Origin of the sequence: Stutzerimonas azotifigens, assembly GCF_013522725.1 — a bacterium.
Lineage (GTDB): Bacteria > Pseudomonadota > Gammaproteobacteria > Pseudomonadales > Pseudomonadaceae > Stutzerimonas > Stutzerimonas azotifigens_A.
The window spans coordinates 481,474-506,926 of record NZ_JAAMRF010000003.1 but is presented as its reverse complement, the minus strand read 5'-3'; the positions used below and the strand labels follow the sequence as shown (position 1 = coordinate 506,926).

The following is a 25,453-nucleotide window of genomic DNA, read 5'->3' as shown; positions in this document are numbered from 1 at the left end:
GCCTCCTGGCTCAGATGAACAATTTGCGCAGGCGCTGGGAGAGGATGTCGATCAGGCTCACCACCAGGATGATCACGATCAGCAACGCGCAGGTCTGGCCGAACTGGAACCCGCGGATGGCCTCCCAGAGGATCACGCCGATGCCGCCGGCGCCGACCATGCCGACCACCGTGGCCGACCGCACGTTGGATTCGAAGCGGTACAGCGCGTAGGAGATCCACAGCGGCATTACCTGCGGGATGACCCCGAAGATCACCTCCTGCAGCGCGCTGGCGCCGGTGGCGCGCACGCCCTCGACCGGGCCCGGATCGATCGCCTCTACCGCCTCGGCGAACAGCTTGGCGAGTACCCCCGTGGTGCTGACGAACAGCGCCAGCACGCCGGCGAACGGCCCGAGGCCGACGGCGACCACGAACAACATGGCGAACACCATCTCGTTGATCGAACGGCAGGCGTCCATCAACCGACGCACCGGCTGGTACACCCACCAGGGCATGATGTTCTCGGCGCAGAGGATGCTCAGCGGGATCGCGCAGAGAATTGCCAGCACCGTGCCCCAGAGGGCGATCTGCACGGTGACGACCATCTCCTTGAGGTACAGCTCCCAGTTGGAGAAGTCCGGCGGAAAGAAGTCGGCGGCGAACACCGCCATGTTGCCGGCGTCGCGAAACAGCGTCAGCGGGTTCATTTCCGCGCCCTGCCAGGACCAGCCCAGCAGTGCGAGGAACAAGCCCCAGCCGATCAGGCGTCCCCAGGAACGCTTGCCGACCGCGTCGGTGCCGGGTTGGGTGGTCAGTGCAGTCATCGTCAACCTCGAGAAACGGCGGCCGCCCTCTGGCGAAGGCGGCCGGGGGGTGGTCAGCCGGCTTTGGCCAGGCTCTTCTCGCGCTCGGCCATGCGGTCCTTGAGCGCGTCCAGCTGGGCGTCGATCTCGGCCAGGCGGGCCTGCTTGTCGGCCTCGTCGAGGCGAGTGTTAGCTGCGATCTCGGTGCGCTTCTTGAACAGCTCGAGCTGGCGGATCGGCAGCAACTGGTCGTCATCCGAGGCGCGGAACGGCGACCACTGCAGGCCGGCGAGTACCTGCCTCTCGGCGTCGGTGCCGCCGTAGTCCATGAAGAAGTCGCGGACCCGGGCCTTGGTGGCTTCCGGCAGGTCCTTGCGCCAGACGATGGGGTCGGCCGGGATCAGCGGCGACTGCCAGATCACCTTGAGCAGCGCGGCCTTCTCCGGCGCGGTGAGCTGCAGGCGCTCCATGCCCTCGTTGTTGAAGGTGCCTACGTCGACCTGGCGGTTGGCCACCGACAGCGCGTTGACCTCGTGGCTGCCGTTGAGCGAGCGCTTGAACACCTTGTTCGGGTCTACGCCGTTCTGTGCGAACACGTAGTAGCCGGGCACCAGGTAACCGGAGGTGGAGTTCGGGTCGCCGTTGGCGAAGGTCAGGCTCTTCGCGTTGGCCAGCATCTCCTCGACCGAGTCGATCTCGCTGTCTTTGTGCGCGACGATCAGGCTGTAGTAGCCCTGCGCGCCGTTGGCGGCGACCGTCTGGGCGAAGACCTCGCCGCCGGCGCGGTCGACCGCTTCCATCGCCGATTTGTTGCCATACCAGGCCAGGTCGACCTTGCCGAAGCGCATCCCCTGGATGATCCCCGCGTAGTCGGGGGCGAAGAAGGCATTGATCTTCATCCCGGTCTGCTCGCCCATCGCGGCGAGGAAGGGGTCCCAGACGCTGCGCAGGTTCTGCGAGGACTCGGTGGAGATGATGCCGAAGTTCAGTTCTTTGGGCTCGTCGGCTTGCGCGCCGCCGAGCAGGGAACCGGTCAGCAGCGCGGAGGCGGCCAGGACACGACCGATACGGTTGAACATGGTTGACACTCCTCTGGGTTGAACGCGAGTGAAGGCTCAGGCCTTGGCGAACGACAGGGAGCGAGCCCCTTCGCCGGTGCTCCGGGCACGGTCGGAGAACAGCAGGCGGGTATCGAGATCCGCCCCGTACAATTCGTTGAGAAAGGTCCCGTCGAGCGCGTCGCAGGGGCCGTCGTAATGGATGCGGCCGCCCTTGAGCGCCACTGCGCGATGGCAATAGCGCAGGGCGTAGTCGACTTGATGCAGGGTTACCACCACGGTCTTGCCGTCCTGGTGGTTGATGTCGGCGAGGATGTCCATCACCTTGCGTGCCGACTCGGGGTCGAGCGAGGCGATGGGTTCGTCGGCGAGGATCACCTCGGCGCGCTGGGTCAGCGCGCGGGCGATCGCCACCCGCTGTTGCTGGCCGCCGGAAAGGGTCGAGGCGCGCTGCGCGGCGAGGTCGGCGAGGCCGACCCGGGCCAGTGCTTCCAGCGCTTCCTGGCGGTGTGCCTGGGTGAACAGGCTCAGCGAGCCGCGCCAGCGCGGCATGCGACCAAGAAAGCCGAGCAGCACGTTCTCCATCACGCTGAGGCGGCCGACCAGATTGAACTGCTGGAAGATGTAGCCGATGTCGGCGCGCAGCCGGCGCACCTCGGCGGCGAGGCGGCCCTGCGCCTGCACCGGCCGGCCGAGCACTTCGATACGCCCGCCGTCCTGGCGGTCGCTACGGGCCAGCCCGGCGACATGCCGCAGCAGCGTGGACTTGCCGGAGCCGGAGGCACCGATCAGGGCGACCATCTCGCCCGGCTCGACGGTCAGGCTCAGGCCATGCAGGGCGCGCTTGGCCCCGAAGGTCTTGTTCAGCTTGTCTATACAAATCGCGGCGGTCATCGGACTGTCCTCTCTCGCCGGCAAGCGGGTGCCGGTGGTTTTGAACAGACCTTAGGGAGCCGGGATGTCGATTGCGTTAAGTGTCCATGACGATTCGATGAACCGGGCACGAGCGGTTTTTCAGGCTTCGGAGGGGGCCCCGGCAGGCTCTCGACGCGTCTGCTTGCGGTCTGCGAATCCTGGAAAGCGCGGGCTAATCCCTCGCCGCATCTCTCCAGCCTTTACACCATTCGATTAACAATCCCCCGAGCGTCCGTCGCCCAGAGTGGCGGTGTGACCGGCGTGCGGCTGCTGCAGCACGGGACGGCCAACCAGGCCGATATCACCAGCTATCTGTCCGACTCGCAGGTTTCGGTGAGTCAGACCTACTCGGCTAACAGCACGACGGTCAGCCAGCGCTGGGTGGTGCGCTGACGCGTTCGGAGGCAGGCGGGCACACCCCCGCCTGGAGCAGTGGTAGATACGCGGGGCTCGCGGACAGGTCGTTGTGCCCCCTGGACGGGATCAGATGCAGCGAAGCGACGCCAGGCGGAAAGTGCCTCAGCAGCCGCTCGCTGCTTTCGCGCGGGATGATGTCGTCCCGCTCGGCGACGATCAGCCGGGTGAGGACGGTGATCGCGCCGGCATAGCGCCAGGATTCGAAACGATCCTTGAGCAACCAGCCAACCGGGAAGACGGGGAACTGGCGGGTGGCGAGTTCGGCCAGGCTGTTGTATGGCGTGATCAGAATCAGTCTGGAGGCCGGGCGCAGACTGGCGAGGCGGATCGCCACGCCGCTGCCGAGGCTGCGGCCCACCACCGCGATGCAGCTGTGCTGAGTGGCAACCCGGTCGTACAGCGCCAGGGCGTCGGCGGCCAGCGCCTCTTCAGAGGGCGATCCGTCGCTGCCGCCGTAACCGCGGTAGTGCATCAGGTACAGCGCGTGGTCGGGAAACGCGCGGGTGAAATCCGGCAGGTTGAGCGAGACGTCTTCGGCATTGCCGCCGAAGTAAATCAGCGCATTGGGGCCTTCATATGGCCGCAGCGAGACCTGAATCGTGGCATCCGGCTGCTGCAGCGTGAGGCTCGGGGCATCGAGGTGACGTGGCTGAGGGAAGTAGATCAGCCCGCGCTGGTAGACGAACAGCAAAAGGCAGATCCCGGCGTAGAGCACCGCCAGCAGCAGAAGGGACCAGATCAGGGTTCGGGGCACGGACAGTCTCCACCGGCCAGGGCGACGGCGCCCTCGCGATTTCGACCTTCGCCCAGGGCATTCGCTCCTGGCGAGTGGCGCTGGGTCAGCCGCGAACCGGGGAGGTTCGCAGCAGCGGCGCGTTCAGGTTGTTGTTTTCCGCGACGGCATCGAGCGGCAGGACCACGCTGAACAGGGCCCCCTCGCCTTCCCGGCTTCTCACGTGGATACGGCCGTTGTGGGCCTTGACGATCTGCTCGGCGATGAACAGGCCGAGCCCGAGGCCGGCGCTGCTTTCGCTGCCTTCGGCGCGCTCGAACTGGCAGAAGATGCGCTGCAGGCTCTGCGGGCTGATGCCGATGCCCTGATCCTGCACCTCTATGCGCGCGCCCTCTGCGGTGGCGCAGGCGCGCACCGTGACCGGCTTGCCGGCGCCATAGCGCATGGCATTGGTCAGCAGGTTGGCCAGCACCTGCTCGATGCGGAACTCGTCCCAGACGCCGACTACCGTCTCGCAACGTTCGATGCGCAGCTCGCAGCCCTGGGCAGCCATCTGCGGCGCGAAGCTCTGGGCGAGGTTTTCCACCATGCGGCCAAGGTCGAAGCGCGACGGGCGAATCGAGAGCTTGCCGGTGCGGATGCGCGAGACGTCAAGCATGTCGTCGATCAGGCGGATCAGGCTCTGCACCTGGCGCTCGTCCTTTTCCACCATTTGCCTCAGGCGCTCTTCGGAAAACGCCGCGAGGTTGTTGCGGCCCAGCTGAAGCTTGCGCAGCTGTACCTCGAGAATCAGGGTGTTGAGCGGCGTCTTCAATTCGTGGGAGACGATGGACATGAAGTCGTCGCGCATGCGGATGGCGTTTTCCAGCTCGACCTGGGTGCTGCGCAGCTCGTCGAGCAGCAACTCCTGCTCGCGTCGGCTGCGCTCGAGCTCGTCCAGCTGACGGCGCATGCGCTTGCGGTTGCGATACAGATCGACGAACACGCTGACCTTGCTGCGCACCGCATGGGGGTCGAGCGGCTTGTGCATGAAATCCACGGCGCCGGTCTCGTAACCCTTGAAGGCGTAGTTGAGCTCGCGCCCGGCAGCGCTGACGAAGACGATGGGGATGTGCTTGGTGCGCTCGGTGCTGCGCATCAGCTCGGCCAGCTGGAAACCGTCCATGCCCGGCATCTGCACATCGAGAATGGCCAGGGCGAACTCATGCTGCAGCAACTGCTCGAGCGCCTCTTCACCCGACTGAGCCTGATGCACGGCGATTCCCGGGGCACGCAACAAGGCATCGAGCGCCAAGAGGTTTTCGGGCAAATCATCGACGATCAGCAGTTTCGCTTCATCGGTATGATCCTGCATCTGTGTCACTCCAAATCGCGCAACAGCTGGTGAATAGCATGCAAGGGCAGTATGTGATCCGGGGTGAAACGCCCGATCGCGGCGCGCGGCATGGTGTCGACAGCCGCCTCGCAAGGCTCCTGAACGATGGTCAGTCCTCCCGCCTCATGTATCGCCTCAAGGCCAGCGGCCCCATCCTCGTTGGCGCCGGTGAGCAGGACGCCAGCGACCCGAGGACCCCAGGCGTCGGCCGCGGACTCGAACAATACGTCGATCGAGGGCCGCGAATGGTGCACCGGATCATCCTGACTGAGCGACAGCGTCAGGTCGTCCTCGACCAGCAGATGATAACCAGGAGCCGCAAAATATAACGTACCTGCGCCCACCTGTTCCTTCTCATCCACTTCCTTGACGTGTAACCGGGTCTTACGCTGGAAGATCTCGGCCAATTGCGTCGGTCCGCTGTCAGGGACGTGTTGCACCACCAGCAGCGGCATCCGGTATTCCGCCGGCAGCCCGCTGACCAACGCCGACAGGGCTTCCAGACCGCCCGCCGAGGTACCGATGACCACCGCCTCGATGGCGGGCCGGCGTGCCCGGAGCGGGCCCTGCCGATAACCGCTCATAGCTTGCGGAAAATCCGTTCCGGTTTGACGAAAGGCTCGAAGCTGTCCGCGTACCCCGAAAACTCCACCGATTCCTTGCTGCCCAGGCCCAGGAAACCTCGGTGGCACAGGGACTCGTGGAACAAACCGAAGGCGCGATCCTGCAGAGGCTTGTTGAAGTAGATCAGCACGTTTCGGCAGGAAATCAGGTGCGTTTCGGAGAATACACTGTCGGTTGCCAGGCTGTGGTCGGCAAACGTCACGTTCTCGCGCAACGATTTGTCCATGATCACCGAGTCGTAGGCGGCGGTGTAATAGTTGGAAAAGCTCGTCTTGCCACCGGCCTGCTGATAGTTCTCGGTGTACTTGCGCACGTGGTTGATGGCGAAAATGCCGCGCTGGGCCTGCTCGAGCGAGCGTGGATTGATGTCCGTGGCATAGATCAGGGAACGCTCCAGCAGCCCTTCTTCCCTGAGCAGGATGGCCAGCGAATACACCTCTTCGCCGGTACTGCAGCCGGCGATCCAGATCTTCAGCGAAGGGTAGGTGCGCAGCACCGGCACCACCTGCTCGCGCAACGCCCGGTAATAGCTGGGGTCACGGAACATGTCGCTGACCGGGATGGTGAGGAACTGCATCAGCTCCATGAACGCGTGGGGCTCGCGCAACACCTTTTCCTGCAGCGCCGAAATCGTCTCGCACTGCATGTGTTTGAGCGAGAGCAGGACGCGACGCTTGAGCGACGCACCGGAGTAGCCGCGAAAGTCATAACTGTACTGAAGGAAAATCGCCTCGATCAGCAGTCTGAGTTCGATATCGACAATCCGGTGCGGCATTCAGAGCAACTCCACTTTCGGTAACCAGACGCGAATCAGCGAGAACAGTCGGTCCAGGTCAATGGGTTTGGCCAGGTAATCGTTGGCCCCGGCCTTCAGACAACGCTCCTGGTCGTTCTTCATGGCCTTGGCGGTCACTGCGATGATGGGCAGCTTGGCGAACTTCGGGTCCTTGCGGATCTCCTGCATCGCGGTGAAGCCGTCCATCTCCGGCATCATGATGTCCATCAGTACCAGGTCGATGTCGCTGACCTGCTGCAGCTTGGCGATGGACTCATGGCCGTTGCGCGCGATTTCCACCAGCGCGCCCTTCTGCTCCAGCGCGCTGGTCAGGGCGAACACGTTGCGCACGTCGTCGTCGACGACCAGGATCTTGCGCCCCTCGAAGGCCTTCTCGCGGCTGCGCGCGCTCTTGAGCATCTTCTGCCGCTCGAGCGGCATCTCCGATTCGACCTTGTGCAGGAACAGCGTCACTTCGTCGAGCAGGCGCTCCGGCGAGCGGGCGCCCTTGATGATGATCGAGCGCGAGTACTTCATCAGCGAGGCCTCTTCGTCCCGCGTCAGGTTGCGCCCGGTATAAACGATCACCGGCGGGAACGAGCAGATCTCCTCATGGGCCATGCGCTCGAGCAGTTCGTGGCCGTCCATGTCCGGCAGCTTGAGATCGATGATCACGCAATCGAAGACGGTATTGCGCAGCAGCTCCAGCGCTTCTTCGCCATAGCCGACCGCGGCGATCTCGACATCGGTGTCCTCGATCAGCCGCGACACGCTCTCGCGCTGACGCACATCGTCTTCCACCAGCAGGATGCGCTTGACCTTCTGCGCGAGCTTGGCTTCCAGCCGCTCGAAAACGGACTTGAGCTCCTCGCGGGTGGCGGGCTTCTGCGCATACCCCACCGCACCCATGTGCAGCGCAGCCTCACGGCGATCCTCGACCGATACGATGTGGACCGGGATGTGCCGCGTGATGGGGTTCTCCTTGAGCCGCTCGAGCACCGTAAGGCCCGAATGATCGGGAAGGCGCATGTCGAGCAGGATCGCGTCGGGCCTGTACTCGAGCGCGGTGTCGTAACCGCCGTCGGCGTTGTGGGCGATCAGGCAGTTGTAGTTGAGCTCATGGGCGAGGTCGCTAAGGATGCGGGCGAACTGCGGCTCGTCCTCGATGATCAGCACGCAACGATTCTTGAACGGATAGGCGTCGCGATCGTCCGCCACCCGGTCGATGTGCTCCGCCTCGGCCGGCTCGGACTCGGGGCGTGCCGCCGGCCTGACGGCAACGGGCGCCGCTGGCCGATGTGCCGGTTCGGTCGTCGCGGGCAATGCGGGCTGCGCGGCGCCCGAGCGGTTCGTGTCGTCGTCCGCCGCATCGGACTGGGTAACGGGCGCGACGTAATTTTCCGGCAGGACGAGCGTGAAGGTGCTACCCGAGCCCGGTTCGCTGTGGACTTCGATATGACCACCCAGCAGTTGCGCCAGCTCGCGGGAGATCGACAAGCCCAGCCCGGTGCCGCCATAGCGGCGGTTGGTGGTGCCATCGGCCTGACGGAACGCCTCGAAGATCACCGACTGCTGGTCTTTCGGAATGCCGATGCCCGAATCGCTCACGGCGAACGCCAGCTGCCCGGCACCATGGCGCCGCACGCTGAGCGTGACCGACCCCTTCTCGGTGAACTTGAACGCGTTGGATAGCAGATTCTTGAGAATCTGCTCCAGCCGCTGCCGGTCGGTGAAGATGCTCGGTGGCAGGCCATCGTCGGCCTCGACGTCGAACTGGAGCGACTTGTCGATGGCCTGGGCGAGAAACAGGCTCTTGATGCCATCGAGCAGACGCGGCAGCACGGTCACTTCCGGCAATACGTCGAGCTTGCCGGCTTCTACCTTGGAAATGTCGAGAATGTCGTTGATCAGGCTCAGCAGGTCGTTGCCAGCCGAATAAATCGACCGGGCGAATTGCACCTGATCGTCGCTCAGATTACCGTGGGGATTGTCGGCCAGCAGCTTGGCCAGAATCAACGAGCTGTTGAGTGGCGTGCGCAACTCGTGGGACATGTTGGCGAGGAACTCGGACTTGTAGCGACTGGCCCGCTGCAGCTCGTCGGCACGCTCCTCCAGCATCAACTGGGCGTCGTTCAGGCGAACATTCTTCTCATCCATCTCGTCACGCTGGCGCGCCAGCGTGTCGGCCTGTTCGGCCAGCTGTTCGTTGGTCTGTTCCAGCTCGGCCTGCTGCTCCTCCAGATGCGCCTGGGATTCACGCAGCGCGTTGGATTGCTCTTCGAGCTCTTCGTTGGCCGCGCGCAGCTCCTCCTGCTGCACCTGCAGCTCCTCGTTGAGCTGCTGGGTCTCGGAGAGGATCTGCTGCAGCCGCTGGCGGTAACGCGCCGCTTCGATGGCCGAACCGACGTTGTCGGCGATGCGCTTGAGCAGCTCGCCGTCTTCTTCTTCGAGCGGACGCAGAAAGCCAAGCTCGATCACGGCGTTGAGTACGCCGCTGTCCTCGATCGGCGCGATCAAGACAGAGCGCGAGGCGGTCTCGCCCAGCGCCGAGCTGACTTTCAGATAGTCCTGGGGCAGGTCGTTCAGCGCCATCGGCCGCCGTTCCAGCGCAACCTGGCCGACCAGCCCTTCGCCGAGGTCCAGGGTGCGGTGCTGGCCGAGTTGATCCTTGTCGTATCCGAACTCGGCGACACGCTGAAGGCGACCGTCCTGCAATACATAGAGCGCGCCGGCCGCCACATCGATGTAGCGAGAAAGGAAGCTGAGCACGCTCTGCCCGAGCGCCGGCAGCGTCAATTCACCAATGATCGTCTCGCTCAACTGCATCTGCCCGGTGCGGTACCAGGCCTGCTTTTCCAGCGCTGCGGCATGCACCTGTTGCTTGGTCAGCGATTCGCCATAGCTGGTCGAAAGCGACATCAAGTCACGCCGTCCCAACACCACCAGCACGCTGCTGAAAATCAGGCTGAACAGCAGAAAGCCACCGACCAGCGCCGCACTGACGGTTTCGGCGGTAGACGTGCGCCCGTTACGCATTTGTCGTTCGGCGGTGATGTAGTCATCGACTTCGCTGCGGAACTGCTCCATCAGCAGCTTGCCGCGACCGGACTTCACATAATCTTCGTATGAAAGGCCCTGGCGGCGACGCTCGATGGCCGCCTGGCTGAAGGCGTACCACTGCTGGTGCAGCGACTCGAGTTGCTCGACGCGGCGCAGCTGCACCGGGTTGCCTGCCGACTCCGAGCGCAACTGGTCGAGGCTCAGCCTGAGCTTGGGCAGGCCGCGCACGTACGGCTCGAGGAACGCCTCGTCGCCAGCGATCAGGTACCCGCGCATGCCGGTCTCCAGATCGACTTGCTGCTTGAGCGTTTCGGTTGCGGTCCCGACGAGCCTGACCGAACGCTCGACGTAATGGCCGACCTCGAGGAGGTAATAGACGATGACGCAGAAGAACACCGCACTGAGCAGACCGAAGCCCAGTGGCATACCAATGTTGCGGTTGAGGATGCGCTTGAAGCTGTGCTGGTCGATGAAGGAATCGCTCATCGGGTTTCCTTATCCAGTTCGCCGAGGCGGCGGGCCCTGTTGGAAGAGCGGTGAAACGACATTCCGGTGTTTGCAGCCGTAGCGTTCCGTTTCCCGGCATCTCTTGAGTGCAAGACGCGGGATAGGTTCCCGCCCCCTGTACGGGAATCGGACTTTACACGGCAAGGGGACTCAGCACAAAAAAGCCCGGCATGAGCCGGGCTAGAGCGAATGGCGGGTGTGGCTCAGCGACGGGCGATGATCCATACCGCATGGATGATGCCGGGAATGTAGCCCAGCAGCGTCAGCAGAATATTCAGCCAGAACGCACCGGCAAAGCCGACCTGCAGGAACACGCCCAGCGGCGGCAACAGAATGGCAACGATGATGCGAATCAGGTCCATGAGCTCTCCATTAGGGGCGAAAGGGCCACGTGCGGCCTACCCTTCAATCGACCCGACCCCAGCCAAGGGGTTCACTGCGCCTCGGGCGCGCCGGAAGGACCTCTGCAACGCTTCGCGGTCGAGACTAGGCGTCCCCGACCGCTCCTACGGGTTCGCGGGGATCGTCAAAGCAACGCCTGAGTCCCCTCTCCCCTCGGGGAGAAGGTTAGGGTGAGGAGCGGCCGGGCGCACTCTCCCGGTCGACCTTCCCTTACACCGCATACCCCAGCACCCGCGGCAGCCACAGGGCGATCTCGGGAAACAACGCCACCAGCAACAGCGCGCCGCCCATGGCGCAGACGAACAACAGCGCCCAGCCGATGGTCTGCTCCAGGCGAATGCGCGCCACCTCGGCGGTCACCATCAGGTTGATCGCCACCGGCGGGGTGAACTGGCCGATCGCGATATTCATCGCCAGCAGGATGCCGAACCACACCGGGTTCCAGCCGAAGTGCTGCATGACGGGGATGAGGATCGGCATCAGGATCAGGTAGATCGAGATCGCATCGAGCAGCATCCCGGCCAACAGCACCGCGATCATCACCAGGAGCAGCAACACCGTGCCGTCGTCCGACAGCGAGATCAGCCATTCGGCCAGGTGGCGGAAGGTCCCCAGCATCGTTCCGGCCCAGGCGAAGATGCCGGCCAGGGCGATGATCAGCATCACCACGCCCGACACCACCGCCGCTTCGCCGACCAGACGCCAGAGGCTGCGCCAGTCCAGTTCGCGGGTGACGAACAGCCCGATCACCACGCCGTAGGCCACCCCGGCGACCGCCGCTTCGGTGGGTGTGAACAGGCCGCTACGCAGCCCGCCGAGGATCAGCACCGGAGCGAACAATGCCGGCAGAGCCTGCTTGAAGCTCTCGCCAATCGGCGGACGCTCACCCTCCTCGGGCGACTCCCATCCATAGCGGCGCGACAGCAGCCAGGCCGGAATCAGCAGCACCAGCCCGGCGAGGATGCCGGGAAACAGCCCCGCGGCGAACAATGCGCGCAGGTCCACGCCCGGCACCACGATGGAGTAGAGAATCAGCGCAATGGACGGCGGGATCAGAATCGCAGTCGACGCCGAGGCAGCGATCAAGGTGGCCGAAAAAGGCTTCGGATAACCGGCGCGGGTCATGCTCGGCAGCATCACCATCGCCACCGCGGCAGCGTCCGCCGGGCCAGAGCCGCTCATGCCGCCCATGATCAGGCACACCAGCACGGCGACCAGGGCCAACCCGCCATGGCGTGGGCCGATCAGCGATTGGGCGAAGCGCACCAGACGCAGCGCCACACCGGCCTTCTCGAACACCAGGCCCGTGAGGATGAACAGCGGAATGGCGATCAGCGGGTACTTGGCCACGCCGTTGTAGGTATTGGTACCCAGGGTCGCGAGCATGTCCGGCGAAAGCCCGGCGACAATGCCGATCGCCCCGGCCAGGCCCAGGGCAAAGGCCACCGGGACGCCGAGCAACAGCAGGGCGAGAAAGCTCAGGATCAGCCACATGTCAGGGCTCATCGGACAGCCTCCCGCGCAACCGGTCGAGGGTCATCTGGGTCAGCCGTACCAGCATCAGCAGCGCCAGCACGGGTAGCCAGACCACGTACCACCAGTTCGGCAGTCCGAGGCCCGGCGATTCGGATTCCCACTGATATTCCTCCAGCGCGAACTGCCCGCCGTACCAGACCACCAGGCCGATCACCAGGGCGCCGGCCAGCCATTGCAGGAGAATCAGTGGCGTGCGCAACCGCGAAAACATCCGCTCCAGCAGCCCGATGCGAATGTGCCGGTTGCGCCGGAGCGCGACCGACGCACCGCCAAAGGTCAACACCACCAGCAGAAATACCGAAATCTCCTCGGTGAAAGCGAAGGAGGCGTCGGTGAAGTAGCGCACCACGACATTGGCCAGGCTGATCACCCCGACGATCGCCAGGGCCAGCGTGGCCAGCACGCGCTCCAAGGGCGCGTCCGGTTGGTTGTTCATCTCAAAAACCTCGAATCCCGGCGCACAGAAGCGCCGGGCATGCATTCGATCAGGGTTTGGCGACCGCCTCGCCAGCCGCGTCCATCAACGCCTGGCCGATGCGAGAGGACCACTTGTCGCGCACGCTGGCGGTGGCTTCGGCAAACGCTTGACGCTCGGCCTCGCTGAGTTCGACCACCTCGACGCCGCGCCCGCGGATCTCATCGAGACGCTGAGCTTCGAGCGAGCGGGAGAGCTCGATCTCCCACTTGCCGGCGTCGATTGCCGCCTGACGCAGCAGGTCACGGTCAGCCTCCGGCAGCTCCTTCCAGATGCGCTGGTTGACGGCGAAGATCAGCGGGTCGGCCATGTAGTGCCAGAGGGTCAGGTGCTTCTGCCCGACCTGATCGATACGCGCCACATCGAACACCGACAGCGGGTTCTCCTGTCCGTCGACCGCCCCGGTGGTCAGTGCAGGCTTGGCGTCGGCCCAGCTCATCTGGGTCGGGTTGGCGCCCAGCGCATTGAAGGTGTCCTGGAACAGCGGCGAGCCGACCACGCGAATCTTCAGGCCCTTGAGATCGGCCGGCGTGCGCACCGCACGGGACGAGTTGGAGACTTCGCGAAATCCGTTCTCGCCCCAGGCCAGCGGGACGATGCCGCGCTTTTCAATGGCTTCGAAGGCAAGCGCTCCCGCCGTGCCACCGGTGATGGCGTCGAGATCGGCGCTGTCCTTCATCAGGAACGGCAGCGAGAACAGGTTGAGTTCCTGCACCTGGGGCGACCAGTTGATGGTCGAGCCGACGGCCATGTCGATCAGGCCCGAGCGCATCGCGGAGAATTCCTTGGTCTGGTCCCCGGCTACCAACTGTGCGTTGGGGTAGACGCGCAGGGTGATGCGGCCTTCGGAGCGTTCGTTGACCAGATCGGCCCATTTCTGCGCCGCCTGGCCCCAGGGGAAGGCGTCCGACAGAACGGTGGAAACCGAATACTCGCGGGCCTGCGCGGCGAACGTGGCGGACAGCGCGGCGGCAGCGGCCAGCGCAGTGAAATAGCGGGACAGTTTCATGTTGGCGTCCTTGGGATCGTAGGTCTTTTGTCTTTGTTATGCGAGCAGCCACAGCCGATGATGGCAGTGGCGGATCCATGGCAACAGGATAGTCGCCGGGCGGCGCCGGATAAGCGCAAGAGAAGGGACGCGGCAGGCTGATAGACGAATCGACAGCGCTGGTCAGTGAGGCGTCACCGCGGCCGCGGGGCCTTGTGGGCGAGGCGGCCTGTCCGGCCAGGCCAGACGCGCCCAACTATCGCAGAAGCAAACCAGGAGCGCCATTGCCGACGCACCGTAGCGGAGCGTGAAAGCGCCTACGTACGCACCGGCATGGACGCGATGCGAGGTTTCTGCAATCGGCTGAGCACGTAACGCCGCCGAGCGATGTCGCTGGCCTGAAGGATGCATCAAGATTTGCATGACGCCCTTCGGCATGTGTGGGATAAAAATGCTCGCCGCACGGCACCTTCTGCTGCCAACGGGTCGAATCTATTAGTTATGGCTTCCCGGAGGTGGATATGCCCGATATTTCTTTTCAACGGATTGACACTGTAACCCTGCCCTGCCTCATGACGGTGCCCGAGGGTGCCCCACCGCAAAGCGGCTGGCCGCTACTCTGCTTCCTGCACGGCTATGGCGAAGCCGCTCCCCTGCCACCCGAGCAAGGCCTGACGCGCCATGGTCCCTGGCATGAAGCGGTGCCAGCGGACGTTCGCCAGCGCTTCATCATCATCGCCCCGCAATTGCCCCAGGCTGGCGACTACTGGAGACTCGTCGCCGGCGACGTCGAGGCGCTGGTGAGCAAAGCGCTGGCCGAGCACCAGGGCGACCCGACGCGCTGTTACCTGTGCGGCTTCAGCTTCGGCGGCAATGGCGTGTTCGATATTGCCCTGGCCCAACCGGGACGCTGGGCTGCACTCTGGACAGTCGACCCGACCCGGGCACCCCAGGTGCCGCTGGCGCCTCCCTTATGGGTATCGATCGGCCAGGTCACCCGCCGCCTGCAGGCACGCTTCATCCAGACGTTGCACCTGCAGCCGGTCACCGATGAGGAGCCGACCGGCGACCGTCTGTACCTCGATGAAGGCGCGGACCACATCAATTCGGCGCGGCTGGCTTATGCCGATCAACGCATCTACAGCTGGCTGCTGCGTCATCGAAGCGCCGGCTGATTGCGTCAGGGGCTGGGCGGACGATCGTTCCGCCCATGCTTGCGGCGGATATTGATCAGCGACACCACCGCCAGGGCGATCATCAGCCCCGCCATGTTGTAGTTGCCCTGCCCAAGGTAACCGAGCGCCGCGACCGCACAGACGGTCAGCCCCAGCCAACTGATGAACTTCATCTTTCGTCCCTCTACTCTGATGAGGTTTAGAACCCGTCCGAGCGCGAGGTTCGCTGGCCGCTGCGCTTGCATTCTTTACACCTGCGCCATCCGCCGGGCCTCGCTGTAATGATATGGTTTCTCACTTGCAAAACGACCGAGGAGATTCCCACCCGTGAAAAAGCTCGCCCTGTCCGCCTCAATGGTGCTGGCACTGACCGCCTGCAGCAGCTCGCCCGATGCGCCTACACCCCCTGCGACCAACGCTGGCATGACTATCGGCCAGCCCGACGGCACTCAGGTCGTCGTGCCACGTAATCCAGGCAAGGTGGTGAGTTTCGACTTCGGCACGGTCGACACGCTGGTCGCCCTCGGTCTGGGCAATCGCGTGGTGGGCACTCCATCCAGCGTACCGACCTACCTGAAGAACAGCCTGCCCGCCCGGGTCGATGCGGGCAGCATGAAGGAGCCGGACCACGCGGCCGTGCGCCGGCTGAATCCGGACGTGATCATGGTCACCGGCCGCCAAGGCGAAGAAAGCGAAGCGCTGGCCAAGGTCGCCCCGACACTGGACATGAGCCTCAACGCTCGGGATTACCTGAGCGGATTCGAGCACAACGTCCTGACCCTCGGCTCGCTGTTCGACAAGTTGCCCGAAGCCCAACAGCAACTCCGGGTGACGGCAGCCAAAATCGGCCAGGCCCATACCCGCGTGGCAAACTCCGGTCGGCGCACCCTGGTCCTGACCCACAACGCCGGTAATTTCTCGCCTACCGAACAGCCCTTGATCTATTCGGTCTTGCAGGCGCCGCGCGCACTCCCGGCTCCGCCTGCACCCAAGCCTGGCGAACCGCGTCAGCGTCCGCAACCGATGAACCTGGACCAGGTCCTGGCAGCCGACCCGCAGGTGATCTTCATCATCGACCGCAGCGCGGCGATCGGCGCCGAGCCGCTGACCACCGAAGCCCTGCGCGCCTCGCCGCTGAGCCGGACCAGCGCCGGTCGCGAAGGCCGCATCGTCTACCTGAACCCCGCACTGTGGTACCTCTCGGGCGGCGGTCTGCTGAGCCTTAGCCTGCAGCTGGACGAGGCCGCCGCGGCCTACTGAGGCATCTGACCGGCAGCTGCCGTCTCCGTGGCAGCTGCCCTTGCCGGCGGGTTACCGGCACGCATGCGCTCCAGCTCCTTGGCGTCGTGGCTGCAAAACAGGCTCACCTCGCCCTTGTGCTCGACCGACAGCATCCACAACCGGTGCTGGTTGGCCAGTCGCGAACTGCGGTCGACTTCCATCATCCGCTGGTAAAAAGCCAGGCCCGGAGTGCAGTGGCGGTCGATCTGTCCGACCTCGTCGCGATAGAAATACGCATCGCCCGCATGCAGCAACCAGCCCTCGTCGGTCTGCAACGCCACGCCGGCGTGACCACGGGTATGCCCGGTCAGCGGGATCAGCAGAATTTCCGGCGGCAGCCCCACCATCTCGCGCACGGCCTGGAAGCCGAACCAGGTATCGCCGCCCGGCTGATAGAACTGCCAGTTGCGCACCTCATCCCACTGTTTTTCCCGGTAACGGTTGCGACCGATGAAGCTGCGCGTCGAACGGGCCGCATCCATCTCGCGCTGCAGCACATGAACCTTTGCCTGGGGAAAATCCTCGAGCCCGCCGGCATGATCGAAATCCAGGTGGGTCAGGACGATGTGGCGCACGTCCTCCGGGGCGAAGCCCAGCTGCCTCACCTGCTCCAGCGCCGTGTAGCGCCGCTCGAACCGAATGTTGTTGAACAGGATGAAAAACGGGCTCAAACGCTTGCGCGGCGTGGCCACGTCGCAAGTGCCAAAGCCGGTGTCCACCAGCACCAGGCCGTGATGATCGGTTTCGATCAGCAGGCAATGGCAGACCAGGCTCGCGGTAAGCCCCTTGCTGAAGCCGTCGAACCAGGCACCGCCAACGGGACACATGCAGCCACAGTTCAGATGATGAACGCGCATGGAAGGCTTCTCCCCGACTGTTATAAATCGAACCTCGGCCCGGGCCCGCGGCCTCATATTCATGAGAGAAATCCCGGCGAAGGGAAGTTCAGCGGACTCGACTGTCGCCCGACGCGGGGGCTCGACTAGTCTTCACCGGAGCTCGCCGAGCGCCGACTCTCTCGCGAACGGAGGAACAGATGTCCCGCCTGGTCTACCGGATGCTCTGCTGCCTGGGCCTGCTGCTGGGGCTCAACGCGCCGCTGCTGGCCGCCGCGCCGGTCGCCGTGCTCAGCGTCGAAGGCGCTATAGGTCCGGCCAGCGCCGGCTACATCGAACGGGGCCTCGAGCGCGCGATGGACGATGGCGCGCAACTGGTCGTCCTGCAGCTCGACACCCCCGGCGGCCTGGACAGCGCCATGCGCAGCATCAACCAGGCGATCCTGGCCAGCCCCGTTCCGGTCGCCACCTACGTCACGCCCAGCGGTGCCCGTGCCGCCAGCGCCGGCACCTACATGCTCTACGCCAGCCATATCGCCGCCATGGCCCCGGGGACCAACCTTGGCGCGGCAACGCCGGTGGCCATTGGCGGGGGCTCGCCCGCCGGCGGCGAGCCCGCAGACAAGCCCGCCGAGCCCGACGCCATGAGCAAGAAGCAGGTCAACGATGCTTCGGCCTACATCCGCGGCCTGGCGCAGCTGCGCGGGCGCAACGCCGACTGGGCCGAACAGGCCGTGCGCGAGGCGGTGAGTCTTTCGGCCAGCGAAGCGCTGGAGCTAAACGTCATCGACCACGTGGCGCGCGACGTGGTCCATCTACTCGAACAGCTCGATGGCACCACCCTGACCCTGGCTGCCGGCCCGGCCACCCTGCGGACCGCCGACGCCACGCTCGTCCGCCACGACCCCGACTGGCGCGTGAAGCTGCTCGCCGTGATCACCAACCCCAGCGTCGCGTTGATCCTGATGATGATCGGCATCTACGGGTTGATCTTCGAGTTTTCCAGCCCCGGCGCGGGCGTCGGCGGCGTGCTGGGAGGCATCTGCCTGATCTTTGCGCTCTACGCCCTGCAGATGTTGCCGGTGAGCTACGCCGGGCTCGCGCTGATCCTGCTCGGCATCGCCTTCATGGCCGCCGAGGCGTTGCTACCCAGTTTCGGCGTGCTCGGCATCGGCGGTGCGGCGGCCTTCGTCGCGGGCGCCGTGATGCTGATGGACACCGACGCGCCAGGCTTCGGCATTCCACTGGGGTTGATCCTGACCCTCGCGGTGGTCAGCGCGCTGATCATTTTCGCCATCCTCTTCATGGCCGTACGCGCCCGCCAGCGAGCGCCACTGGGCGGCGATGCCGAGCTCATCGGCCACCTGACACCCGTCACCGGGGTGCGCGACGACGATCCGCGCCAGGGCTGGGTGATGCTGCGCGGCGAACAATGGCAGGTCCATAGCCAAGCGCCGCTGCTGCCGGGCCAGCAGGTCCGCGTGACGGCGCGCAACGGTCTTAAGCTGGACGTAACCGCGGCTGACGAACAGCCGCCCAGAGGAGGCAACCGATGGGTTTCGAAATGAGTTTCGTGGTGCTGGCGTTCCTGATCATCGGACTGCTCGCCTCGACGTTCCGCATCCTGCGCGAGTACGAGCGCGGCGTGGTGTTCCAGCTCGGACGCTTCTGGAAGGTCAAGGGGCCGGGGCTGGTCATGGTCATCCCCGGGCTGCAACAGATGGTGCGCGTGGAGCTGCGCACCCTGGTGCTCGATGTACCGACGCAGGACGTGATTTCGCGTGACAACGTCTCGGTCAAGGTCAACGCGGTGGTCTATTACCGGGTGGTCGACGCACAGAAGGCGATCATTCAGGTCGAGGATTACCACTCGGCCACCAGCCAGTTGGCCCAGACTACCCTGCGCGCAGTGCTCGGCAAGCACGACCTGGACGACATGCTGGCCGAGCGCGAACAGCTCAATAACGACATCCAATCCGTGCTCGATGCGCAGACCGATGCCTGGGGTATCAAGGTGGCCAACGTCGAGATCAAGCATGTCGATCTCGACGAATCGATGATTCGCGCTATCGCCCGGCAGGCCGAAGCCGAACGCGAACGCCGCGCCAAGGTCATTCATGCCGAGGGCGAACTGCAGGCCTCGGAAAAACTGATGCAGGCCGCCGAAATGCTCGGTCGGCAATCAGGCGCCATGCAGCTGCGCTACATGCAGACCCTGAGCAACATCGCCGCGGACAAGAACTCCACCATCGTCTTCCCGCTGCCGATCGAACTGCTGCAAGGACTCTCCGCACTGACGTCGAAAACCATCAAGACCACTCCCGACACGGACAAACCATGACCTACCGCTTCCTCCTGCAGCCCCTCTCGAGCGCCCGCAGCCTGCTCGGCGCCCTGCTCGTCCTGACCCTGCTCAGCGGCTGCGCCGCCTTCACCCAGCGCGACCCGCTGAATATCCAGGTCGCGGGTATCGAACCGCTACCCGGCGAAGGGTTCGAGCTGCGCCTGGCTGTGAAGCTGCGCCTGCAGAACCCCAACGATTCGGAGATCGACTACAACGGCGTGGCGCTGGATCTGGAGGTCAACGGCCGGCGCCTGGCCAGCGGTGTCAGCGACCAGAGCGGGCGCGTCTCCCGCTTCGGCGAGACGGTGCTTACCGTTCCGGTGACCATCTCCGCCTTCTCGGCAGCCCGCCAGGCCCTGGGCGTCGCAGAGGCCGGCGGCATGCAGGAGGTGCCCTACGTCCTGCGTGGCAAGCTCGCTGGCGGATTGCTCGGTACGGTGCGCTTCACCGAAAAAGGCACCTTCGACCTTTCCGGCGCGACGGGCGGGGTTTATCGCTGAACCTTGGCACCCGCGTTGCCGACCAATCATGACGAATGAAACTGCGGTGCCGACCGCGGCTTCATTCGCACCCGCGATCACCACTGATAGAAGCCATACGCAACGACTCCCAAGCCAAAGCCCATTTGCGCAATCAGCAACGCCCGGATGGCGAAGGTATAGCTGACGACGGGATTCTGTCCCTTCGCATCGAGGGCAAACAGCCGGTAGCTCTCGGGAAAATCGGCCTCGATTTCCTTGAGCGCCACGATGGTGATGCTCAGCAGCTGACGGCTGCGGGCATCGACCAGCCAGAACACCGCAGCCAGCAGGACGGTAAAGGCGCCGAGCAGTATCAACAGGCCCGGCGAGAAGCCCCGCTCCAATGCGGCTAGCACGCCGCCATCGGCAAAGATCGCCAGCAGCACGAAGAAGTTGAACCCGCGCAGGCGCTGCTCGGCATTGAGCTTGAAATGCGCCCAGACAAACCCTCGACTATCCACAGGCATCCCCTATCGAAACGGCCGTCCTACGAACATGAGAGGGCTGCCGCCCGTGATAAATCCCGGCGATGATGCTCCAGGCGCAAAGCGTTCCATGGCGGTGGATTGTTCAGGCACGAGAAACGGTTCATCCAGCGCCACGTACTTTATCCAGGCTGACGGTCGCAACAGACTGAACCTTGGAGGCGGCGTCCGCCGCCTGAACAGGAGAACCCGATGAGCACTGACCAGAAGATTGCCATTGTCACTGGGGCGTCGCGTGGTATCGGCCGAGCGATCGCACTGAGGCTCGCCGCCGATGGTTTCTTGGTGATGATCAATTACGCCGGAAACCAGGCCGCTGCCGAAGAAGTGGTCGGCCTGATCACCGGACAGGGCGGCAAGGCCTTCGCCGTGCAAGGCGATGTCGCGGAGCTCGCGGACATGCAGCAGCTGTTCGAAGAAGCCACGCGTCGGTTCGGACGCCTGGATGTCGTCGTCAACAACGCGGGCACCATGCCTTACCTGAAGATCGCCGAGCTCGACATGCAGGGGTTCGACGAGGCCATCCGCACCAATCTGCGCGGGGCTTTCATAGTGCTCGGCCTCGCCGCGCAGCATGTGGCTCAGGGCGGGCGGATCATTGCGCTATCGACCAGCGTGATCGCCAAGGCGTTTCCCGCGTATGGTCCCTACATCGCGTCGAAAGCCGGCGTCGAAGGATTGGTGCATGTGCTCGCGAACGAATTACGAGGGCGCGCCATCACCGTCAACGCCGTCGCGCCAGGGCCGGTCCCGACCGAGCTGTTCCTCAACGGCAAGACGGACCAGCAGATCGAGCAGATCCGCCAGCTCGCGCCGCTCGAGCGTCTCGGCACGCCAGAAGAAATCGCTTCTGTGGTTTCCTTCCTTGCGGGGCCGGACGGCGGTTGGGTCAACAGCCAGGTTATTCGGGCGAACGGCGGTTTCGCCTGAACCAAGACCAGCTCGTGCATAACAGAAAGGCCCCTGCTCGCAGGGGCCTTTTTGCTTAGTGATGCTGACATGCCTGGGAAAGAGCCCGTGCCGTCAATCGACGCTCGGCTCCATCACTGTCGAGGTAGACCATGGTTTCGTCTACGACCTCGCAGGACGCGGTGGCGGGCTGCTCGATGCGCAACACGTGAGCGATATCCAGGCGATCGCCATAGCGATAACGCTCGGACTCGCTGCGCTCATCCGCGTACGACAGACCTGCGAACGGCAACAATGGCAATGCAAACAGAATGAAGCGGGTGTGATGGTCCATGGAAAAGTACCTTTTTGAAGACGGCGCGACATAGGCGCCCCGCGCCGTCAGGGAAGCGGCTGGCGCTAGCCGATCAGATCGGTCAGCCCGCAGCCGCCAGACGACGGTCCAGCGAGTGGAAGCCAGGCCCGCGCAGCGCGATGTAGAGCGAGAGCGATAGCATCAGCAGCGGATACTCGATGCCTCGATCAATCCACGCCCACGTCGGCGCCAGGATGTACACGATGGCCAGCATCTGGATCGCCATCAGCGCCGCAAGCACGCGGGTTGCCAGCCCGGCGGCGAGCATCAGCCCTCCGATGCCTTCCAGAAGCGCGACCATCAAGGCGAACGCACTTGGGAAGGGCAAGTGGAGCACCTGCTCGATCAGTCGCGTCGAGGCCGCCATCGGGTCGCCCATCGATCCGTGCGCGCTGCCGAGTAGCTTGGGTAAACCGTGGGTCACCATGACCAGCCCATAGGTCACGCGCAGCAGCGCGTAGGCGAGAGGCTCACCCCGAGCCACGCTTGGCGTTGCCAAGGCACTCAGACGAAAAGGCATCACGAGGGCCGCTCCGATACGCCTTGGGCGTGTTCGCCCCAGAGACGGTGAAGCGTGGATGCCTGCAAGCCCGCCACGGCGCCGAGCGTGGCGGCACCGCCCAACTCGCCGAAGGTCACGAACGTAGGTGGAAGATGCGAGGCGAAATAGCTGACCAGGCCGAGAAAGAACGCGAGCAGGTTGTTGAAGATCGGAAAGCGCCGCGTCGACAGCACCAGGACTGCGACCACGAAGACCACCGGCACCACGGTCAACGCACCCAGCGCAGGCGACAGCACCGTCGTCGCAACAGCCGCCGCCATTCCCAACATGAGCCCCGCCAGGGTACAGGCCAGATTGATAGCGCCCTGGCGCACTCCTGGCGCGCGGGTGAAAAAGGAAATCCAACCGATGAACATGGCCCAGATGGGCAGCTCGACGATGAGCACGCAAAAACTCGCGGCAAGCGCGGCGACGGCGGACTCGCCAAGGGTCAACTTGAAATGGTTGGGAATGGCCAGGGTCATGCTTCACCTCCATAAGACGTGCCCGAGAAGTGGGCAGGTCGATTGTGGAAGGCGAAGACGGTTGGATAATCGTCGCCGGGTTGTTAAGACTATTCCGGCACCCTGAACAATGGATAAGGCGCATGGACCGGCTGGACACGCTGAACCTATTTATCCGCATCGTCGAACTCGGCAGCTTCACCCGGGCCGCTGGCGAGCTGAACCTACCCCGAGCCACCGCCACCCAGGCGATCAAGATCCTCGAGGCCCGGCTTGGCGCACGGCTGCTGGAACGCACGACACGACAGGTCAAGCCCACCCGTGACGGGCAGGCCTACTACGAGCGTTGCAAGCAGATTCTCAGCGAACTGGACGATGCCGAGTCCTCGCTCAGCACCTTGGCCGGCAACCCGAGAGGCACCTTGCGCCTCGACCTGCACGGCTCCCACGCTACGCGCATCATCCTGCCCAACATCCAGGCATTCCGGGAGCGCTACCCCGAGATAGACCTGGCCATCAGCAGCGGCGACCGCCTGGTCGACCTGGTGCGCGAGGGGATCGATTGCGTGGTCCGGGCGGGCAACCCGCGAGATTCCTCACTGGTCGCCAGACGCCTGGCCCTGATGCCGGAAGTGATCTGCGCAAGCCCCGACTACCTCGCCCGCTTCGGCACCCCCACACACCCGAGCGAGCTGAGCGAACACCAGGTCGTGGGCTTCTTCAGCAGCAACCATGACATTCGCTACCCGCTGACCCTGTTGGTCGACGATGAACCCACGGAATTCGAACCGCAGAGCTGGATCACCGTGAACGACGCGGAGTGCTATACGACCTGCGCACTCAATGGCTGCGGCCTGATCCAGCTGCCGCGCTTCCGGGTGGAGCCTCATCTGCGGTCAGGAGAGCTGGTGGAAGTGCTCGCCGATTGGCCGAGCCCAGGCCTTCCGGTGTCCGTGCTCTACCCCTACCACCGTCAACGCTCGCACCGGGTGAAGGTGTTCGTCGACTGGGTGGTCGATCTGTATGCCGAGCGTTTCGCCGACGCGTCCTAGCGCGCCGCAGGGCCGGTCGGCAACGACTGTCCATGCGGGGCCGACAGATTCATCCCGGTTACCGGAGCGGTAGCGGCTAAACCTGCCCCCCTTGCGGCGCCTTACAGCTTGAAGTGTGCAACCAGCTCGTCGAGCTGCGTCGACAAGCTCTGCAGGCTGGTGCTGGACTGGTTGAGTTGGTCGGCGATCTGCGCGGTTTCCTGGGTGAAGTGGTTGATCCCCTCGACGTTGCGGTTGATCTCCTCGACCACACAGGACTGCTCCTCCGTCGCGGTGGCGACCTGGATGTTCTGGTCGCTGATCTGGCCGATATGGTCGTTGATCTGTTCCAGGGCGGCGGAGGCCTTGCCGGCGTATTCCACCACCCGCTGGCTCTGCTGACGGCCCCTGGCCATGACTTCCACCGCGGCGCGGGATTCGTTCTGCAGGCGGTCGATCACTTGCTGGATCTCTTCGGTCGAGGCGCCCGAGCGGCTGGCCAGGGTGCGCACCTCGTCGGCCACCACGGCGAAGCCGCGGCCCTGCTCGCCGGCACGCGCGGCCTCGATGGCGGCGTTCAACGCCAGCAGGTTGGTCTGCTCGGAAATGCTGCGGATGGTGTTGAGGGTCGAGCTGATCGCGTTGATCTGCCCCGCCAGCGCCTCGACCACCTGGGAGGCCTGTTGCAGTTCGCCGCTGAGCGTGTCGATCTGCTGGTGGGCCTGGTCCACCACCTCGCGACCTTCGCTGGCGTGGCCGCTGGCTTCGCGTGCCACATGGGCGGCATTTTCCGCGTTGCTGGCAATTTCATTGACGGTCGAGCCGAGCTCGTTGATCGCGGTAGCGACCTGCACCGTGCGATCGCTCTGCGCGGCGCAGTTGCTTTGGGTCAGGCGGGCTCGCTCGGCCACTTCGCGGGCCATGGCCGAGAGCTGGCGCGAATTGCCGGCGAGTTGCTCCATGGTGCGATGGATCTTGTCGATGAAGAGATTGAAGCTGCTGGCGATGCCGCTCAGCTCGTCCTGGCCGGGCAGTTCGATACGGGTGTTCAGCGCCAGGTTCTCGGCCGCATTGCCCAGCTTGTTCTGAAGAATGGAAACGCGTCGGCGCAGGTTGGCGACGATCAGCCAGGCCGTGATGAAGGAGACCAGCAGGCCAAAGGCGATGATTGTCAGTTGACGGCTGCGACCGTTGGCATAGCTCTCGTTGCTGCGCTGGTTCTGCTGTTCGGCCTGCACCAGCAGACCGTCGAGCAACTCGTTGGCACCCTGGCGCATCACGCCGTAGCTCTTGGCGTACTGGTCACGGTAGATCTGCTGGGCACGGGCCATATCGCCGCCATCGAGAGCCCGAAGCAGAGGCGTCAACTCGGCACTCACCATGCTTTCGAACTGATCGAACAAGCGCTGCGCCTGTGCCTTGCGCTCCGGGTTGACCTGGGCTTCGACCGCGCGGCGCATGGCCTCGCGCATCTCGGGTATGTCCTCGTTGAGCGACTCCTGGACACGGGTCTTGACCCCCGTTCGTCACGCAGGCCGGTCTCCTGCAACAGCATCATGTCGATGCCCACGCGCATACGCGGAATGCGTGACGCGGCTTCGGCCATCGCGCGCATCGGCGCCGAGGTATTGAGGTATAGCGCACTGGCCTCCCGCTGCATGGTGGACATGCTGTTCAGGCTGGTCACCGCCACCAGAATCAAGGCGATGCAGGGAATCGCCACGGCAATGATCAACCGGCTTTTCAGAGTCAGAGAGTCGAGGCGCATAGCGGCCTTCCTTCGGGAGCACAGGGGGAGTCATTCGTCCATGCCAACTATGGTTGCGGCGGCATTCGGGTCCAATCAGGAGATCGGCCGATTG

General features: G+C 64.4%; 27 protein-coding genes. 7 read left to right on the top strand and 20 right to left on the bottom strand.

Translation table 11 applies throughout. From position 1 onward, the window contains the following. Positions 1–10: 10 nt before the first annotated feature. The 12 genes from phnE to G7026_RS08175 all read right to left on the bottom strand — a co-directional run bounded on the left by phnE (position 11) and on the right by G7026_RS08175 (position 13,670). On the bottom strand, positions 11–805 hold the full coding sequence (gene phnE, locus G7026_RS08230; RefSeq protein ID WP_181070261.1) for a phosphonate ABC transporter, permease protein PhnE: 795 nt from the start codon (positions 803–805) through the stop codon (positions 11–13). Positions 806–858: 53 nt separating this feature from the next. Next, positions 859–1,863 (bottom strand): phosphonate ABC transporter substrate-binding protein, encoded by a 1,005-nt coding sequence (gene phnD, locus G7026_RS08225; RefSeq protein ID WP_181070260.1) that lies wholly within the window; start codon positions 1,861–1,863, stop codon positions 859–861. A 36-nt stretch (positions 1,864–1,899) separates the two neighbouring features. Then, complete coding sequence (phnC, locus tag G7026_RS08220; protein ID WP_181070259.1) at positions 1,900–2,736, bottom strand: phosphonate ABC transporter ATP-binding protein; 837 nt, start codon at positions 2,734–2,736, stop codon at positions 1,900–1,902. A 388-nt stretch (positions 2,737–3,124) separates the two neighbouring features. Next, on the bottom strand, positions 3,125–3,928 hold the full coding sequence (locus G7026_RS08215) for an alpha/beta hydrolase (protein ID WP_181070258.1): 804 nt from the start codon (positions 3,926–3,928) through the stop codon (positions 3,125–3,127). Positions 3,929–4,013: 85 nt separating this feature from the next. After that, the gene (locus G7026_RS08210) at positions 4,014–5,261 is read right to left on the bottom strand and encodes a hybrid sensor histidine kinase/response regulator (RefSeq protein WP_181070257.1); all 1,248 of its coding nucleotides are present in this window, start codon (positions 5,259–5,261) and stop codon (positions 4,014–4,016) included. Positions 5,262–5,266: 5 nt separating this feature from the next. Beyond that, complete coding sequence (locus G7026_RS08205; RefSeq protein ID WP_181070256.1) at positions 5,267–5,866, bottom strand: chemotaxis protein CheB; 600 nt, start codon at positions 5,864–5,866, stop codon at positions 5,267–5,269. Next, on the bottom strand, positions 5,863–6,681 hold the full coding sequence (locus G7026_RS08200; RefSeq protein ID WP_181070255.1) for a CheR family methyltransferase: 819 nt from the start codon (positions 6,679–6,681) through the stop codon (positions 5,863–5,865). The genes G7026_RS08205 and G7026_RS08200 overlap by 4 nt, the downstream gene beginning before the upstream one ends. Beyond that, a complete protein-coding gene (locus G7026_RS08195; protein WP_181070254.1) occupies positions 6,682–10,227 on the bottom strand; it encodes a response regulator in 3,546 nt (1,181 codons plus the stop codon). A 224-nt stretch (positions 10,228–10,451) separates the two neighbouring features. After that, positions 10,452–10,610, bottom strand: coding sequence for a YqaE/Pmp3 family membrane protein (locus tag G7026_RS08190; protein WP_015275395.1), 159 nt, complete (start codon positions 10,608–10,610; stop codon positions 10,452–10,454). Between the two features lie 250 nt (positions 10,611–10,860). After that, complete coding sequence (locus tag G7026_RS08185) at positions 10,861–12,156, bottom strand: TRAP transporter large permease (protein ID WP_181070253.1); 1,296 nt, start codon at positions 12,154–12,156, stop codon at positions 10,861–10,863. After that, entirely contained in the window at positions 12,146–12,622 is a 477-nt protein-coding gene (locus tag G7026_RS08180) for a TRAP transporter small permease (RefSeq protein ID WP_181070252.1), read from the bottom strand. Before G7026_RS08180 ends, G7026_RS08185 begins: the two co-directional genes overlap by 11 nt. Positions 12,623–12,671: 49 nt before the next feature. Continuing rightward, a complete protein-coding gene (locus tag G7026_RS08175; RefSeq protein ID WP_181070251.1) occupies positions 12,672–13,670 on the bottom strand; it encodes a DctP family TRAP transporter solute-binding subunit in 999 nt (332 codons plus the stop codon). A gap of 500 nt (positions 13,671–14,170) precedes the next feature. On the opposite strand from G7026_RS08175, the gene G7026_RS08170 reads away from it, so the two are divergent. Beyond that, the gene (locus G7026_RS08170) at positions 14,171–14,824 is read left to right on the top strand and encodes a carboxylesterase family protein (protein ID WP_181070250.1); all 654 of its coding nucleotides are present in this window, start codon (positions 14,171–14,173) and stop codon (positions 14,822–14,824) included. A gap of 5 nt (positions 14,825–14,829) precedes the next feature. On the opposite strand, the gene G7026_RS08165 is transcribed toward G7026_RS08170, so the two are convergent. Continuing rightward, positions 14,830–14,997 carry a hypothetical protein gene (locus G7026_RS08165; protein WP_181070249.1) on the bottom strand — a complete coding sequence of 56 codons (168 nt, stop codon included), beginning with the start codon at positions 14,995–14,997 and terminating at the stop codon, positions 14,830–14,832. 154 nt (positions 14,998–15,151) lie between these two features. Between G7026_RS08165 and G7026_RS08160 the strand changes: the two genes are divergently transcribed. Further along, entirely contained in the window at positions 15,152–16,084 is a 933-nt protein-coding gene (locus G7026_RS08160) for an ABC transporter substrate-binding protein (RefSeq protein WP_181070248.1), read from the top strand. Here G7026_RS08160 and G7026_RS08155 read toward each other — a convergent pair. Beyond that, entirely contained in the window at positions 16,078–16,962 is an 885-nt protein-coding gene (locus G7026_RS08155; protein WP_181070247.1) for an MBL fold metallo-hydrolase, read from the bottom strand. The genes G7026_RS08160 and G7026_RS08155 overlap by 7 nt on opposite strands. 179 nt (positions 16,963–17,141) lie before the next feature. Here G7026_RS08155 and G7026_RS08150 point away from each other — a divergent pair, with 179 nt between their 5' ends. The 3 genes from G7026_RS08150 to G7026_RS08140 are packed head-to-tail and all read left to right on the top strand — an operon-like array spanning position 17,142 to position 19,785. Continuing rightward, complete coding sequence (locus G7026_RS08150; protein ID WP_181070246.1) at positions 17,142–18,509, top strand: NfeD family protein; 1,368 nt, start codon at positions 17,142–17,144, stop codon at positions 18,507–18,509. Next, positions 18,494–19,282 carry a slipin family protein gene (locus G7026_RS08145; RefSeq protein ID WP_181070245.1) on the top strand — a complete coding sequence of 263 codons (789 nt, stop codon included), beginning with the start codon at positions 18,494–18,496 and terminating at the stop codon, positions 19,280–19,282. Before G7026_RS08150 ends, G7026_RS08145 begins: the two co-directional genes overlap by 16 nt. Continuing rightward, on the top strand, positions 19,279–19,785 hold the full coding sequence (locus G7026_RS08140) for an LEA type 2 family protein (protein ID WP_181070244.1): 507 nt from the start codon (positions 19,279–19,281) through the stop codon (positions 19,783–19,785). Before G7026_RS08145 ends, G7026_RS08140 begins: the two co-directional genes overlap by 4 nt. Positions 19,786–19,862: 77 nt before the next feature. Here the strand turns inward: G7026_RS08140 and G7026_RS08135 are convergent, their stop codons facing one another. Then, positions 19,863–20,267, bottom strand: a complete 405-nt coding sequence (locus G7026_RS08135) for a hypothetical protein (protein ID WP_181070243.1) — start codon at positions 20,265–20,267, stop codon at positions 19,863–19,865. Positions 20,268–20,483: 216 nt separating this feature from the next. Here G7026_RS08135 and G7026_RS08130 point away from each other — a divergent pair, with 216 nt between their 5' ends. After that, entirely contained in the window at positions 20,484–21,221 is a 738-nt protein-coding gene (locus tag G7026_RS08130) for an SDR family oxidoreductase (RefSeq protein ID WP_181070242.1), read from the top strand. A 55-nt stretch (positions 21,222–21,276) separates the two neighbouring features. Here G7026_RS08130 and G7026_RS08125 read toward each other — a convergent pair whose 3' ends face one another. From G7026_RS08125 to G7026_RS08115, 3 genes are all read right to left on the bottom strand, one after another. After that, on the bottom strand, positions 21,277–21,534 hold the full coding sequence (locus G7026_RS08125) for a DUF2790 domain-containing protein (protein WP_181070241.1): 258 nt from the start codon (positions 21,532–21,534) through the stop codon (positions 21,277–21,279). Positions 21,535–21,616: 82 nt separating this feature from the next. Then, positions 21,617–22,075 (bottom strand): DoxX family protein, encoded by a 459-nt coding sequence (locus tag G7026_RS08120; protein WP_181070240.1) that lies wholly within the window; start codon positions 22,073–22,075, stop codon positions 21,617–21,619. Then, complete coding sequence (locus G7026_RS08115) at positions 22,075–22,581, bottom strand: DUF1097 domain-containing protein (RefSeq protein ID WP_181070239.1); 507 nt, start codon at positions 22,579–22,581, stop codon at positions 22,075–22,077. The genes G7026_RS08120 and G7026_RS08115 overlap by 1 nt, the downstream gene beginning before the upstream one ends. 122 nt (positions 22,582–22,703) lie before the next feature. Here G7026_RS08115 and G7026_RS08110 point away from each other — a divergent pair, with 122 nt between their 5' ends. Continuing rightward, positions 22,704–23,612 carry a LysR family transcriptional regulator gene (locus tag G7026_RS08110; RefSeq protein WP_181070238.1) on the top strand — a complete coding sequence of 303 codons (909 nt, stop codon included), beginning with the start codon at positions 22,704–22,706 and terminating at the stop codon, positions 23,610–23,612. 101 nt (positions 23,613–23,713) lie between these two features. Here G7026_RS08110 and G7026_RS08105 read toward each other — a convergent pair whose 3' ends face one another. Both G7026_RS08105 and G7026_RS22605 read right to left on the bottom strand, forming a co-directional pair. Next, positions 23,714–25,063 (bottom strand): methyl-accepting chemotaxis protein, encoded by a 1,350-nt coding sequence (locus G7026_RS08105; protein WP_258190187.1) that lies wholly within the window; start codon positions 25,061–25,063, stop codon positions 23,714–23,716. After that, positions 24,967–25,359, bottom strand: coding sequence for an MCP four helix bundle domain-containing protein (locus G7026_RS22605; RefSeq protein ID WP_258190186.1), 393 nt, complete (start codon positions 25,357–25,359; stop codon positions 24,967–24,969). The genes G7026_RS08105 and G7026_RS22605 overlap by 97 nt, the downstream gene beginning before the upstream one ends. Positions 25,360–25,453 lie beyond the last annotated feature (94 nt).